The sequence below is a fragment of the Pseudomonas sp. KH_017 genome (genome assembly GCF_057840285.1).
This window is the reverse complement of the sequence record NZ_CM174509.1, coordinates 720001-735752: the sequence shown is the minus strand read 5'-3', so window position 1 is coordinate 735752 and position 15752 is coordinate 720001. Positions and strand designations below refer to the sequence as shown.

The following is a 15752-nucleotide window of genomic DNA, read 5'->3' as shown; positions in this document are numbered from 1 at the left end:
CGACTTCAGTTCTTGAGCCCACTGCCCGGAGTCATCATGACCGCACCGATTACCGTTCTTCGCGACACCCACCCGCTGCCCGTGCTCGACGCCTGCAAATGGGAAAAACTCGAAGGCGACCCGCACACCGTCAACCTCAATGCCTACACCAGCGAAGACGGCAGCAAGATCATGGGCACCTGGATCTGCACGCCGGGCAAGTGGTATGTGGAATACGTGAAGTGGGAGTACTGCCACTTCCAGGAAGGCTACTGCATCATTACTCCGGAAGGCATGGCGCCGATCCACCTGCGCGCCGGCGACATTTTCGTCGTTGAGCCGGGGATGAAAGGCACCTGGGAAGTGGTGGAAACCGTGCGCAAATATTTCGTGTTTGCCTGATACAAAAAAACCGGGGGATCACCCGACGTGATCTCCCGGTCAATATCTATAGGTAAACGCCGTACCCTGTGGGAGCGAGCTTGCTCGCGATAGCGGTGGGTCAGTCACCATCAATGTCGACTGTAACGACCTCATCGTCGGAACGCCGCCCGGAGCAAGCTCGCTCCCACAGTTTTTTGCCACAGCCTTGCTATTGCGGCTTGCGATAGCCGTTGATGATCGCCGAGAAGTCCTGCCCCCCCTCCCCACGCAAACTCATCGCCTGATACAACTGCTGGGCCACCGCGCCGAGTACCACCGGCTGGTGCGCCTGACGCGCCGCTTCAGTGGCCAGCCCCAGATCCTTGAGCATCAGTTCGGCACCGAAACCACCGGTGTAACCGCGCGACGCCGGTGCTGTTTCAACGATGCCCGGCCACGGGTTGTACATCTCCGAACTCCAGCAACGCCCGGTGGAGCTGTTGATGATGCCCGCCAGCACCTTGGTGTCGATGCCCAGGGCATCGCCCAGCGCCATGGCTTCGCTGACGCCGACCATGGAAATCCCCAGCAGCAGGTTGTTGCAGATTTTAGCGATTTGCCCGGTGCCGACCTCACCACAATGGACGATGTTGCGGCCCATTTGCGCCAGTACCGGTTGCAGGGTGGCGAACAGTTCGGGGGTGGCGCCGACCATAAAGGTCAGCGTCCCGGCGGCTGCACCACCGGTGCCGCCAGAGACCGGTGCATCGGCCATGGCCACGCCCTGTTTGGCAGCGGCGGTGGCTACGTCCCGCGCGGTCTGCGGATCGATGGTGCTGCAATCCACGGCCGGAACACCTTTGCCGATACCGGCGAGCACGCCGTCTTCGCTCAGCCACACACTGCGCACATGCACCGCGGCAGGCAGCATGGTGATGACCAATTCGGCACCCTCTGCCGCTTCGCGGGCCGATGCACTGATACTGCCGCCCAGTTGCTCCAGCTCCGCCAGCACGGCTTTGTTCAGGTCCACCAGGCGCAGTGCATGACCAGCCTTGATCAGGTTGCGCGCCATCGGCGCGCCCATGTTGCCCAGACCGATAAAAGCGATTTTCATGTCCGGCTCCTTAACGCAGGTTGATGGTGGTGTTCACACCGTCGTTGACGCTGTCGTCATCGAACCAGCGACTGGTGACGGTCTTGGTCTGAGTGTAGAACTGCACCACTTGCTTGCCATACGGGCCGAGGTCGCCGAGCTTGGAACCGCGCGAACCGGTGAAGCTGAAGAACGGCACCGGCACTGGAATCGGGATGTTGATACCGACCTGACCGACGTCGATTTCGTTCTGGAATTTGCGCGCCGCCGCGCCGCTCTGGGTGAACAGACCCGTGCCGTTGCCGAACGGGTTGGCGTTGACCAGGGCGATGGCCTCATCGAGGGTGGCGACTTCCAGCACCACCAGCACCGGACCGAAGATTTCCTGGGTGTAGATCTGCATGTCGGTGGTCACGCCGGAGAACAGGGTCGGGCCGACAAAGTTGCCCTTCTCGTAACCGGGAACCGAGATCTCGCGACCGTCCAGCTCCAGTTTCGCGCCTTCCTTGATGCCGCTTTCGATCAGGTCGAGAATCCGCGCCTTGGCCTTTTTCGAGATCACCGGGCCGACATCGGTGCCCGGCTCGCTGCCAGCATTGACCTTGAGCTTCTGCGCCAGCGCCTTGAGATCCGGCAGCCATTGCTTGGCCGCGCCCACCAGCACCACCACCGAGGTGGCCATGCAGCGTTGACCGGCGGCACCAAATCCGGCACCCACCAGCGCATTCAGCGCTTGTTCGCGATTGGCGTCCGGCAGCACCACGGCGTGGTTCTTCGCGCCCATCATCGATTGCACGCGCTTGCCGTGTTTACCGGCCAGGTCGTAGACATGAGTACCGACGGCGGTTGAACCGACGAAGGAAACCGCCTTGATGTCCTTGTGGGTGCAGAGCCCGTCGACCACGTCCTTGCCGCCATGCACGACGTTGAGTACGCCGGCTGGAATGCCCGCTTCAATCGCCAGTTCCACCAGGAGCATGGTCGACATCGGGTCCTGTTCGGACGGCTTGAGCACGAAGGTGTTGCCGCAGGCGATGGCCATCGGGAACATCCACAGCGGAATCATCGCCGGGAAGTTGAACGGGGTAATGCCGGCGCACACGCCGATTGGCTGGCGCAGGGTGTAGGTGTCGACGCCACCGGCGACGTTCTCAGCGAACTCGCCCATTTGCAGGCTGCCGATGGAACAGGCGTGCTCGACCACTTCCAGGCCACGGAAAATGTCGCCTTCGGCGTCGGCAATGGTCTTGCCCTGCTCTGCACTCAGAACCGCGGCGATGCGCTTGGAGTGTTCGCGAATCAGCGCCTGGAGCTTGAGCATGATGCGCATCCGCGCGCCGATGGGCGTCAGCTTCCAGGTCTGGAAAGCGCGATGGGCGGCGCTGATGGCTGCGTCGACTTCTTCGGCGGTGGCAAACGGCACTTTGGCCAGCACTTGCTGGGTCGCCGGGTTGATGATGTCGTGCCATTCGGTGGTCTTGGATTCGACCCACTGACCGTCGATCAACAGTTTGACCTTTTGCACGGTGGTTTCGTTGGGCGTGAGCGATACGTTCATGTGGGTCTCCGGAAGTTGTTTTTATCTAGGAGCCAAGACGAAAAGTTCGCCTTGAGATGAGGCGTGTGCCGCGAATTGGTTAACGGACTGTTTTTGGAGTATAGATGTGCAAACTTCTAATAAGAACGCACATAAAAACCGGTCCAACATGCAAAAAAACATCACCTCCCTCGGTTCGCTGAACTGGGATGACCTCAAGTTTTTCCTTGAAGTCGCCCGCACCCGCAAGGCCAGCACCGCGGCCAAGCGCCTGGCGGTGGACTACACCACGGTGTCGCGACGCATCAGTTCCCTGGAAACCGCGCTGGGCACATTGCTGTTCGAAAAATCCCGGACCAACGGCTTTGTCCTGACCGCCGAAGGCCAGCGGTTGATGGGGTATGCCGAGTCGATCGAAAGTACCCTGCACATGGCGTGCGAGCAGGTTTCCGGGTCTGGCGTGGCGCTGTCCGGTCATGTGCGCATGGGCTGCACCGAAGGCTTCGGCAGCTTTTTCATCACGCCGCAGCTGAGTCACTTCGTCGACACCTATCCGGCCATTTCGGTGGATATCCTGCCGCTGCCGCACTTCATCAGCCTGTCCAAGCGCGAGGCCGACATCGTCATCGCCCTGGAGCGCCCGGAGCATGGTCCATACGTCTGCTGCAAACTGTGTGACTACCGATTGCAGCTGTACGCGACCCAGGACTATCTGGACAACCACCCGCCAATCCGCCGCCCGGCAGACTTGGCCAAACATTCGTTTATCAGTTACGTCGACGACCTGGCGTTCAGCTCGGAGCTGTTGTACCTGGCCAACGTATTGCCCGGCGCCAGCGCCAACCTGCGCAGCACCAGCGTGATCGCGCAGTTCGTGGCCGCGCAGCAAGGACGCTCACTGGCGATCCTGCCGTGCTTCCTCGCCACCCAGGACCCGCGCCTGCTGCCGGTGTTGCCGCAGGAAATCAATATCACCCGACAATTCTGGATGTACTGCCGCGAAGACCTGCGCAAGCTCAAGCGGATCACCCTGTTGTGGGATTACATCCGCGCGGTCACCGAGCAGAATCAGGGCCTGCTGATGGGGGAAAGCCGGGAGATGCTGTTTGCCGATTACTGACCTTTCAGCCTATCGGCTCGCTGGCTTCCTTTAGCTCCAGCATCAGCCCGCTCAAGCGTTTGACCCGGCGTTTCACCGCCTCTTCAAACACGCCCGCACGCGACTCGATCAAGGTGAACCAGTCCTTGGCCCGGGTAATGCCGGTGTAGATCAGTTCCTTGGTGAGTACCGGATTCAAGGCATCGGGAAGAATCAACGCGGTATGTGCGAACTCCGAGCCTTGGGATTTATGCACGGTCATGGCGTAGACGGTTTCGACATCATTCAGACGGCTGGGCAGGACAAATCGCACACCACCCTGGCCATCATTGCGTGGGAACGCCACACGCAGAACCTGCTTCCCAGTCCCGTGGCCTTCCTGTTCCGGGAGCTTGAGGGCAATACCGATATCGCCGTTCATCAAACCCAGCCCGTAATCGTTGCGGGTCATCAAGACAGGGCGACCTTCGTACCACTGCTGGTCGCTGTCGATCAGGCGTGCCCTGAGCAATGCCTCCGTCACCCGCTGGTTCAAGCCCTCTACACCCCACGGCCCCTTGCGCACGGCACATAACAACTGGAACGCGTCGAAGGCCTGCAGCACTTGTCGAGCCCAATCAATCCAGCACGAATCTTCCAGCGGGCTGTCCAGTGGCGGACGCTGATTGCGCAGCACGCTCAGGTAATGTCGATAACCCTGCGGGGCCTCACCATGGCCGTCGAGAAGCAAACGTTCCAGGGCCCGATCCTGCTCCCCCTTGAGGGCCAGGCAATACACATCGTCATGGCTTCGCGCCGACAACAACTTGCGGGCTTCTTCGGGTTGCTGCTGGTTGACCCAGCGAGCCAGTTGGCCAATGCCGCTGCCTTCACCGAATCGCCGGGAATGGCGCAACATCACGACCTGTTGGGCCAATGGATGAGTGCCCTGCGCGTCCTCCTGCAAGCCGCTGGCCTGCAGGTTTTCGCCACTGACGGCTTCCAGCCACTGGCGTGTCTGCGGGCTGTACCAGCCAGCCTCCGCGTCGCGACACAGATCCCCCAATACCGCACCGGCTTCTACCGAAGCCAGTTGATCCTTGTCACCCAACAGCACGAGGCGCGCATGGGCCGGCAAGGCGTCGAGCAGGTTGGCCATCATTTCCAGGTCGATCATCGAGGCCTCATCCACCACCAGCACATCCAGCGGCAGGCGATTGCCCGCGTGATGGCGGAAATGACGAGTCCCGGGTCGGCTGCCGAGCAGGCGGTGAACGGTGGTGACGTCGGAGGGGATCTTGTCTCGTATGTCTTGGGTGACCTTCAAGGTCCGGACTTGCTGGCTGATGGATTCCGTCAGACGCGCAGCGGCCTTGCCGGTCGGTGCGGCGAGGCGAATGCGCAGGGGCATGCCAGCCTCGACCGCCGGCGCCTGGAGCAACGCCAGCAAGCGCACGACGGTGGTGGTCTTGCCGGTTCCCGGCCCCCCCGTGACGATGCTGAAGGCACTGCGTGTCGCCAGGGCGCAGGCCAGCTTCTGCCAGTCGATCACCTCACCGGAGCGGGCAGGACCAAACAAACCGGTGAGGCGCTGGAGCAAGTCGCTCGGCGTGGATTCGTGTTGCGTCAAACGTTCGCGCAACGAAAGGTCGATCCGCCGTTCGTAGGCCCAATAGCGGCGCAGGTACAAGCGTTTGCCCGATAAAACCAAAGGCCGGTCGCGCACGTTGTCACGACTGTCAGCGGCCAGTGCGACCAGGTTGCTGGCGGCCAGCACCTTGCACCAGTGAGCACCGTCCAGCGATCCCAGTAATTGCGAGGGCAACAGCATCGCGCCGCCTTGCACGTCACCTTCGGGTGGTAACGACAGGGCGAAGTCCGGTTCTTTCAGCGTCTCGAACAGGTCGAGGCAGACATGCCCGTGGCCCAATTGGTGGCTGGTCAGCGCGGCTGCCAGCAACACCAACGGATCATCTTCCGGGGCCAGTTCATGCAAAAACGCCACAAAGGCTTTGTCCAGCGCGCGCAACCAGCCACGCTCGACCCAACGCGTGAGCAACAACAGCAAGTCGTCGGCACGACTCAGCGGCGCCAGCTCGGCCAGGCTTTCGGCTGCCAGCGATGTGGGCAGCAAATCGGCGAATGTGCGATTCATAACAGTACTCCCTGTTCCCAGGCGGGTTCGGCCTTGGGCTCTGGCTTGCCCTGGAACAGTCTGTCCAGACGCTCGATCAGCTCTCTTGGCGGGCGGGCGAAAAACACACCCTGGCTGGCCGCACGCGTACCCCGCAAAAACAGGTACAACGCACCGCCGACATGCCGGTCGTAGTCGTAATCGGCGAGCCGCGCCTTGAGCTGGCGGTGCAGGGCCAACAGGTACAACACGTATTGCAGGTCATAACGGTTGTCGAGAATCGATTGCTCCATGGCCTGCGCGGTGTAGGCCGCATCATCGACGCCGAGCCAGTTGGATTTGTAGTCGGCAACGTAGTAGCGGCCGTCATGTTCGAACGTCAGGTCGATGAAACCCTTGAACATACCATTGAGCAACACCGGTTCCGCGGCCACCCGGGCCACGCCGTTATGGGTGTATTGGCACACCAGCGCATCGAGCTTGAGCACATCGACCTTATGGCTGGCGAACCAGAACTCCATCTCGACCTGATACTGCGTCAGCTGGCCGAATATCACCGGTGCCTGACCGCCGCCCAGCTGCAGCGGAGACTTGAGCAGATGCTGCAGCCAGTCACTCAAGGTGCTGATCCAGCCCTCCCAGCCTCGACGGTTGCAGCGACGGGCAATGGCGTCGATCACCTCTTGCGGTGCCGCAGCAAAACCCTCGCCTCCCGCCCATTCGAGCAAGCCATGGAGGAAGGTGCCGGGGTTCGGGCCGCGCGGGAAGCGATGGATATCGCCGCCGCCGGCTACCACTTCCCTGGGGGCCTGTGGGTCGAGGCGTTCGTCATCGAACAGTTTTTGCGCCTGCGGGCTCTCCGGCGCCTCGTCGGTGCCGACACTCAGGGTGTCGCCAATGCGCAACGCGCTGTAGGAAGCGATCCACCAGTTTTCACTGGCCTTGCGTTTCGGAACCAGCGGAACCAGCAGCGCCGCGTCGTTTTGCGGTGGCCGGTAATGCTCTGCAGTCGCTTCAGGCATCTCGGCATACGCCAGCGCCGGGCAGTCCTGTTGCAGATCCCGCAACCAAAGCTGCAACGCCGGGGAATCGGCCAACGGCGCACCGCCGCCCAGCAGATAACCCAATGCCGACAGATGCAGCACCGAGCCATTGTTGTTGCCGCGCTTGAGGTCGGCCACCCCCAGCCAGCAGGCGTGTTGCGCCCGGGTCAGGGCGACATAGAGCAAGCGCAGATCCTCGGCCAGACGCTCATCGTCAGCCAGGGCAATCAATTCTGTCGTCGGCTTCAACGTGACCTGGGCATTGCCTGATTCATCGTGGTAGTGCAACGGCAGGCGGCTGCCATCCACCGGTTTCGCCGAGCAAATGAACGGCAGGAACACCAGCGGGTATTCAAGGCCTTTGGACTTGTGAATGGTCACGACCTTGACCAATTGCTCATCACTTTCCAGACGCAGGATCTGCTCTTCGCCAGCCTGCCCGGACAACGCCAGATGCTCGGATAAATGCCGGATCAGGGCTTGCTCGCCATCGAGTTCGGCGGCGGCTTGTTGCAGCAGTTCGAAAAGGTGCAGAAGGTTGGTCAAGACGCGCTCGCCGTCACTGCGGGCGATCAGCGCCTGGGGCAGGCGGAAGTCGTGCAGCAGGCGTCGCAGCATCGGCAGTACGCCCTGCTTGCGCCAGACTTCGCGATAGCCCCGGAACTGCATGACCCGGGATTCCCAGGCCAACTCATCCTGATTCAGCCGCTCCAGCTCAGTCAGCGAAAGGTTCAACGTGATGCAGGCCAATGCAGCCCGCAGCGGTCGCTCGACATCCGGCTCGGCACAGGCCTTGAGCCAGGTCAGCACGTCATGCGCCTCCTGGGCGGCGAACACCGAGTCCTTGTCCGACAGGTAAACACTGCGCACGCCACGGGCGGCCAATTGCGCACGAACCGCCTGCGCTTCCTTGCCGTCGCGCACCAGGATGGCGATGTCCGCCGGCAACAAGCCCCTGAAGGCTTTTCCGTCCTGGGTGAACCCCGCTTGCCCCTGCTGCCCGCCATTGAGCAATGCCGTGATTTCACTGGCGCAGGCAGCCGCCAGTTGTTGCCGGTACACCGCACCGGACAACGATTGTTCGGCCGGCAAATGCCAGATGTTCAAGGCCGGGATTGCCTGGTCATTGATGCGCAAGACTTCTTTGCGGCCCTGGGAGGCAACCGGCGTGAACGGCACCGGGTTGTCGCCATTCTTCTGCCGAAAGAGGAAAGCGCCGCGCCCTGACCCCCGGGCTTCGGCGCGCTCGAACACATGGTTCACCGCGCTGACCATGCCGTGGCTTGAGCGAAAGTTGGTACCCAGGGTGTGCAGGCGGCCGGTGGTGGCCTGGCGGGCGCGCAGGTAGGTATGGATGTCGGCGCCGCGAAAAGCGTAGATCGCCTGTTTCGGGTCGCCGATCAGGAACAGACCGCACTCGGGGCTGTTCTCTTCAATGCGGTAGATGCTCTCGAAGATCCGGTATTGCACCGGGTCGGTGTCCTGGAACTCATCGATCAGGGCGACCGGAAACTGTTCACGAATCAGAGTTGCCAGTCGTTCGCCGCCATCGGACTGCAAGGCCGCATCAAGGCGCAACAACATGTCGTCGAAACCCATTTCCGCGCGACGGCGCTTCTCTTCCTCGAATCGCGCACCGACCCAGCGGGCCGCATGTTGCAGTACGGCGGCATCAGGCGTTGGCAACCCATCGAGACAGGTCTTGAGGCCGGCCATCGCGTCGAGCCCCGGATGTCGAGGCGCTTCGCCCTTCCAGGCTTCGGCCATGCCATCCGGGGTCAGGCGAGTGAAACCGGTGCCGATATCCAGTTGCTCGAGGGATTCGTCCTCGGCCCAGGCTTTGATCTTTTCAAACCAGGGCTCGAAATAGCGTGCCTGCATCTTGCGACCGTCGACAGCCTTGCCGGCAACGCCCTGGTGACAGATCGCAAGCAGCTCGTCCGCCCACTGCAGCCAGGGTTTCTTGAGTTCGATCAGGGCCGCCCGTCGCTCTTGCAAGCATTGCGAAATCACTTCGGCGGGTTCTTTCCCTTCAAGGGTATCGCGCTCGCTGGCGAACAGTGCACGAATCCGCGGCAGCAGCGCCGCCGGCCCGCCCCAATTGCTGCGCACCCAATTCAAGGCGTCACCTTGCATCGGGTAACAGAACAGCCGCCAGTAATCGCGCAGGACTTCCCCCAGCAAGTCGCTGTGGTCGGTTTCCAGGGTCTGGGTAAACAGGCTGCCGCTGTCGAATGCGTGCTCGCGCAACATGCGCTGGCACCAACTATGGATGGTCGACACCGCCGCCTCGTCCATCCACTGGGCGGCGATATCCAGGCGGTTTGCGCAGCCGGGCCATTGCTCGGGCAAGTACTGATCACGCAACTCGGCAATCAGACTGTCGGGGGGCGGTGTTTCATCGCGGAAATATCGTGCGGCCTCGGCGAGCCGCGTGCGAATGCGTTCGCGCAGCTCTTTGGTCGCGGCGTCGGTGAAGGTCACGACGAGGATCTGCGGCGGCAGCAGCTCACGTCCGAAACCACTGTCCTCCTCACCATTGCCAAGCACCAGACGCAGGTACAACGCGGAAATAGTGAACGTCTTGCCGGTCCCGGCGCTGGCTTCGATCAGTTGACTGCCACGCAGCGGGAATGCCAGGGCCAGAGGTGTCTTCGTGCTCATCAGCGCAACTCCTCGCCGGACAGTGAACGCCAGGGTGCTTCAAGAAGCGGGCGATAAAGCGCGTCACACCACTGGGGGAACGTCTCATCGGCGACCAAGGCATCGTAATCGGCAAATTGGCGAGCCAGTGCCGGGCTTTCGCGGCGCTCTCCATCCGTTGTCTGCCCATCACCTTCATAGGCCTTGCGCGCAGCGGCCTCGGCTTTGACCGGGTCGATTTGCCCCAGCCACGCGAAGGCTGTCTTGACCGCGATCGGCAGAGGCTGGCGCATACCCGACTGCCAGGCCATCAACAGGTCACCGAGAATTGTCCGCGCCGTGGACGGGTCCAGCGGACCGAGCAACAGGCTGTCGTCGCTGGCCACCAATGCGGTGGTCAACGTCATGCCACTGGCACAAGCCATCAGATGATTGACCCACGGGCGTGTCAGTCGATGCCATTTGCGCGACTTGATCGAGCCGATACTGTTGGGGATCGTTGTGACAGACAACAAACCACCATCAGCACGCTGATGCAGGCCGCTGAGCCAGCCCTCAATGTGCAAGCCCTGCAGTTCAAGACTGACCGGCAACGCGCTGCTGAGCGGTGTTGGCCACAACGCCAGGAGCTGTTGGTGGCGTTGCAGCAAGTCAGGCAATGGCTCGATCAACTCGCGTTGCAGGCACTCACCGAATCCGGCCATGGGCAGCAGACCGCTGTTCTGCAAACGTTTCGCCTGATCCTCCAGTGCCCGCCCGGAATTACCCGGATCTGCCAGCGCCGCTTCGAGCAAACGGTCGCTGAGGCTGTAACGCTGCAACGCATCCAGGACAAAAGGCTCTTCATCGGCCAACGGCACTTCTGCCGCCTCGAAGAAGACCTTCAGTCGCTGGCTGAAAAAGTGCCGTACCGGATTGCGCAGGAAATCCTGCACCTGACCGAGACTCAGTGGTTCGTCCTGAACGTGGGGCCCGAGCACTTCGGCGCTTGCCTGTTGCTCTGCCGCCTGATGAAGCACCTGCCATTCGCTGGCGTAGCTGAACGATTCATCCCCGTCGTGAAAGTAGCGAGCACTGAAGGGTTGCAACGGGTGTTCCCGCGTCATGGCCTCCAGCAGATCCTCGTCGCCTTGCAACAATCGCCAACCGCTGGCCAAGTGATCACGCAACTGGCCGATCAGTACCGACGCAGGCCGCTCGCTGTTATCGCGGATGCTGCGGCCCACCCAACTGATGTAGAGCTGGTCCCGTGCCGACAACAAGGCTTCCAGTAACAGGTAGCGGTCGTCTTCGCGCCGGGAGCGGTCGCCCGGACGGTAATCACTGCCCATCAGATCGAAATCCAGCGGCGGCTGCGCGCGCGGATAATCGCCGTCATTCATGCCCAGCAGGCACACCAGTTTGAACGGGATGGCGCGCATGGGCATCAAGGTGCAGAAGTTGACCGCACCGGCCAGAAAGCGTTGGGACAAACGGCCCTGATCCAGACCTGCAAGCCAGGCTTCACGGACGACGGTCAACGGCAACTCATCCTGCAACCCGACGGATTCGCAGGTCTCGAGCCAGGTCTCACGCAGCTCCTCGAGCTGGGCCAGCAAGTAGTCATCGTGTTCGTTACCAGCAAGGAAGAACAACTGCACCAAGGCCTGCAAGCGCAAGCCCCATTGCCCCGGCGATGCAGGCTGAGAGAGTTCGTGGTGAGCCACTTCCAGCGCGTCGAGCAACGCAACCAGCGGGCCGATGAGCGCAGCGTCCAGGCCACCGATCTCGTCGTAGGGTTCGATACCTTCATAAGCATCGGCGCTGCCAACGGCATAACCGAGCAACATCCGTCGCAAGCCGAAACGCCAGCTGTTTTGCTCAAGTTCATCAGGCAGCCCGAGCCCGGCACGTTGCTCGGCATTCATGCCCCAGCGAATGCCGGCACCTTCGATCCAGCGGTGCAGGGTCGGCAGGTCACGCTCCTCGACGCCAAAACGAGCGCGAAGTGCGGGGACGTCCAGCAGATCGAGAATCTCACTGACGGGGAATCGGCTGTCAGGCAGCTTGAGCAGGTGCTCAACAGCGATCAGCAAAGGATCACGACCACGCTGGCCCTGGTCAGCCAGAGTAAACGGAATGAAGCGAGGATCCTGGCGGTCAAGCTGCCCAAACACGGCACGAATATGCGGGGCGTAGCTGTCGATGTCCGGAACCATCACGATGATGTCCCGGGGTCGCAGTGTCGGATCGGCGCTGAAGCGCGCGAGCAGTTGATCGTGGAGGATCTCGACTTCTCGCTGGGCGCTGTGGGCAATGTGAAAACGGATCGATTCGTCCTGCTCAAGATCGATAGCGGGCCATCGCTCCCGAGTCTCGTTGAGGGGACGCAACTCGAGGATGTCGTCCTGCAACTGGTTGAGCACATTCAGCGGCTGACCGTCACTGAACAGGTCGATGCGCCCGTCGCGGAATGCCGAACGATAGCTGTTGGGATCGTCGTAACTGTCGAGCAGGTTGATGTAGTCCCGCCCCTGCTTGCCCCATGCGGCCAGCAGCGGGTGAGCATGCTGATGCAGGGTTTGCGGATCGATCACTACCGGCATGCCGCTCTTGCGAGCCTGACGCTTGTATTGATGCCGCAACAGGTCTTTATCGGCGACGATGTCCGCCCAATGGTGACGACACGGGTTATGCACACACAGCAGGACCTGGCTGAATCGTGCCAGCCCCGCCAGTGCTTCCAGGGCTTGAGCAGGCAGGGAAGAAATCCCGAAAACGATCACTCGCGAGGGTAATCCCTTGGGGGCGGCTTCGAGATGGTTGATACGTTCGACAAATCGTTGATGGACACCGGCACGGCTTTGCGCCATGCCTTCTTCTCCCACATCCAGCAAGAGTGCGCGCCATAACTCTGCCTGCCAGCAATTGGCCGGGGTCAGGGGTTTGGCTTCGCCCCTGGCGTTTCGTGTTTGATGGCGACCTTCCACCCAGTCTTCGAGCCAGTCGGCTCGGTACACCTGGTATTGGTCGAACAGATCCGCCAGACGCTCAGCCAGTTGATAGCGTTTGCGCAGATCGGTGTCATGGGTCAGGAAACGCTGCAACGGCTCGAAGTGCGGCTGGTTGATCAATTGCGGCAGCAGGCGCATCAGGCGCCAGGTCAGCGGGGCTTTATCGAGCAGGGACTTGACCGGAATTTCGTCGCGGCCCAGGACCATGCGATAGAGCTGCCACATGAAGCTGCCGGGCAACTGCACGTCGATGGCGGCAGCGATGCCGCAGCCTCCCATGTCGTCTTCTTCAGAATCTTCCGCCAGTGCCAGCTTCAGCCATTGGGCAATGCCATTGCTTTGCACCAACGCGATTTCATTCTCCAGGGGAGCCAGCGGGTAGCGCCGCATCCAGCTGACCACCAGGCTGCGCAACTCGTCCAGGCGGTTGCCGTGAACCACCATAAAACCAGCACTGAGGGACGTCGCGTCCGGCATAAAGGCTTCCTTGGAAAATACAAACGCCAGGGGCGAACCTTAGCATTGTCGGGAGACGGTGACAGCGTGAACCTGTCCGGTATTGCTGTATGAGTTTTTCTGCGGACAAAAACAAAACCCCAACTGCTTTCGCAATTGGGGTTTCGGAATTTAATCTTGACGATGACCTACTCTCACATGGGGAAACCCCACACTACCATCGGCGATGCATCGTTTCACTGCTGAGTTCGGGATGGGATCAGGTGGTTCCAACGCTCTATGGTCGTCAAGAAATTCGGGTACTGAGTCGTGACCAGATGGCCGCGCTTCAGCAAATTGGGTATGTAATAGCTTGGTGTTTTGTGAGTATCTCGAACTTTCGGTTCTTTCGTCTTCACACACCGCAATCTGATGCTTCTTTCGAAGTAAGCAAATTGCTTGGGTGTTATATGGTCAAGCCTCACGGGCAATTAGTATTGGTTAGCTCAACGCCTCACAGCGCTTACACACCCAACCTATCAACGTCGTAGTCTTCGACGGCCCTTCAGGGGACTCAAGGTCCCAGTGAGATCTCATCTTGAGGCAAGTTTCCCGCTTAGATGCTTTCAGCGGTTATCTTTTCCGAACATAGCTACCCGGCAATGCCACTGGCGTGACAACCGGAACACCAGAGGTTCGTCCACTCCGGTCCTCTCGTACTAGGAGCAGCCCCTCTCAAATCTCAAACGTCCACGGCAGATAGGGACCGAACTGTCTCACGACGTTCTAAACCCAGCTCGCGTACCACTTTAAATGGCGAACAGCCATACCCTTGGGACCGGCTTCAGCCCCAGGATGTGATGAGCCGACATCGAGGTGCCAAACACCGCCGTCGATATGAACTCTTGGGCGGTATCAGCCTGTTATCCCCGGAGTACCTTTTATCCGTTGAGCGATGGCCCTTCCATACAGAACCACCGGATCACTAAGACCTACTTTCGTACCTGCTCGACGTGTCTGTCTCGCAGTCAAGCGCGCTTTTGCCTTTATACTCTACGACCGATTTCCGACCGGTCTGAGCGCACCTTCGTACTCCTCCGTTACTCTTTAGGAGGAGACCGCCCCAGTCAAACTACCCACCATACACTGTCCTCGATCCGGATAACGGACCTGAGTTAGAACCTCAAAGTTGCCAGGGTGGTATTTCAAGGTTGGCTCCACGCGAACTGGCGTCCACGCTTCAAAGCCTCCCACCTATCCTACACAAGCAAATTCAAAGTCCAGTGCAAAGCTATAGTAAAGGTTCACGGGGTCTTTCCGTCTAGCCGCGGATACACTGCATCTTCACAGCGATTTCAATTTCACTGAGTCTCGGGTGGAGACAGCGCCGCCATCGTTACGCCATTCGTGCAGGTCGGAACTTACCCGACAAGGAATTTCGCTACCTTAGGACCGTTATAGTTACGGCCGCCGTTTACCGGGGCTTCGATCAAGAGCTTCGCGTTAGCTAACCCCATCAATTAACCTTCCGGCACCGGGCAGGCGTCACACCCTATACGTCCACTTTCGTGTTTGCAGAGTGCTGTGTTTTTAATAAACAGTCGCAGCGGCCTGGTATCTTCGACCGGCGTGGGCTTACGGAGCAAGTCCTTCACCCTCACCGGCGCACCTTCTCCCGAAGTTACGGTGCCATTTTGCCTAGTTCCTTCACCCGAGTTCTCTCAAGCGCCTTGGTATTCTCTACCCAACCACCTGTGTCGGTTTGGGGTACGGTTCCTGGTTACCTGAAGCTTAGAAGCTTTTCTTGGAAGCATGGCATCAACCACTTCGTGTTCTAAAAGAACACTCGTCATCAGCTCTCGGCCTTAGAATCCCGGATTTACCTAAGATTCCAGCCTACCACCTTAAACTTGGACAACCAACGCCAAGCTGGCCTAGCCTTCTCCGTCCCTCCATCGCAATAACCAGAAGTACAGGAATATTAACCTGTTTTCCATCGACTACGCTTTTCAGCCTCGCCTTAGGGACCGACTAACCCTGCGTCGATTAACGTTGCGCAGGAAACCTTGGTCTTTCGGCGTGGGTGTTTTTCACACCCATTGTCGTTACTCATGTCAGCATTCGCACTTCTGATACCTCCAGCAAGCTTCTCAACTCACCTTCACAGGCTTACAGAACGCTCCTCTACCGCATCACCCGAAGGTGATACCCGTAGCTTCGGTGTATGGTTTGAGCCCCGTTACATCTTCCGCGCAGGCCGACTCGACTAGTGAGCTATTACGCTTTCTTTAAAGGGTGGCTGCTTCTAAGCCAACCTCCTAGCTGTCTAAGCCTTCCCACATCGTTTCCCACTTAACCATAACTTTGGGACCTTAGCTGACGGTCTGGGTTGTTTCCCTTTTCACGACGGACGTTAGCACCCGCCGTGTGTCTCCCATGCTCGGCACTTGT

At 60.1% G+C, this 15752-nt stretch carries 7 protein-coding genes and 2 rRNA genes (1 of these 9 running past the window's edge); 2 read left to right on the top strand and 7 right to left on the bottom strand.

From position 1 onward, the window contains the following. Nucleotides 1–36 precede the first annotated feature (36 nt). Nucleotides 37–381 (top strand): cupin domain-containing protein, encoded by a 345-nt coding sequence (locus tag AC3IT6_RS03270; protein WP_046038617.1) that lies wholly within the window; start codon nucleotides 37–39, stop codon nucleotides 379–381. 190 nt (nucleotides 382–571) lie between these two features. On the opposite strand, the gene mmsB is transcribed toward AC3IT6_RS03270, so the two are convergent. Then, nucleotides 572–1459, bottom strand: a complete 888-nt coding sequence (mmsB, locus tag AC3IT6_RS03265; RefSeq protein WP_489354276.1) for a 3-hydroxyisobutyrate dehydrogenase — start codon at nucleotides 1457–1459, stop codon at nucleotides 572–574. Between the two features lie 10 nt (nucleotides 1460–1469). Continuing rightward, on the bottom strand, nucleotides 1470–2996 hold the full coding sequence (locus AC3IT6_RS03260) for a CoA-acylating methylmalonate-semialdehyde dehydrogenase (protein WP_489354275.1): 1527 nt from the start codon (nucleotides 2994–2996) through the stop codon (nucleotides 1470–1472). A gap of 148 nt (nucleotides 2997–3144) precedes the next feature. Between AC3IT6_RS03260 and AC3IT6_RS03255 the strand changes: the two genes are divergently transcribed. Next, the gene (locus tag AC3IT6_RS03255) at nucleotides 3145–4095 is read left to right on the top strand and encodes a LysR family transcriptional regulator (RefSeq protein ID WP_489354274.1); all 951 of its coding nucleotides are present in this window, start codon (nucleotides 3145–3147) and stop codon (nucleotides 4093–4095) included. 4 nt (nucleotides 4096–4099) lie between these two features. Here the strand turns inward: AC3IT6_RS03255 and recD are convergent, their stop codons facing one another. The 5 genes from recD to AC3IT6_RS03230 form a co-directional block, all read right to left on the bottom strand. Beyond that, on the bottom strand, nucleotides 4100–6208 hold the full coding sequence (gene recD, locus AC3IT6_RS03250) for an exodeoxyribonuclease V subunit alpha (RefSeq protein ID WP_489354273.1): 2109 nt from the start codon (nucleotides 6206–6208) through the stop codon (nucleotides 4100–4102). Continuing rightward, the gene (gene recB / locus AC3IT6_RS03245; protein WP_489354272.1) at nucleotides 6205–9894 is read right to left on the bottom strand and encodes an exodeoxyribonuclease V subunit beta; all 3690 of its coding nucleotides are present in this window, start codon (nucleotides 9892–9894) and stop codon (nucleotides 6205–6207) included. The genes recD and recB overlap by 4 nt, the downstream gene beginning before the upstream one ends. Next, nucleotides 9894–13343: an exodeoxyribonuclease V subunit gamma gene (recC, locus tag AC3IT6_RS03240; protein ID WP_489354271.1), complete on the bottom strand. Its 3450-nt coding sequence runs from the start codon at nucleotides 13341–13343 to the stop codon at nucleotides 9894–9896. Before recC ends, recB begins: the two co-directional genes overlap by 1 nt. 154 nt (nucleotides 13344–13497) lie before the next feature. Continuing rightward, nucleotides 13498–13613, bottom strand: a 5S ribosomal RNA gene (gene rrf, locus AC3IT6_RS03235). Between the two features lie 158 nt (nucleotides 13614–13771). Then, a 23S ribosomal RNA gene (locus AC3IT6_RS03230) occupies nucleotides 13772–15752 on the bottom strand (it continues 913 nt past the right edge of the window).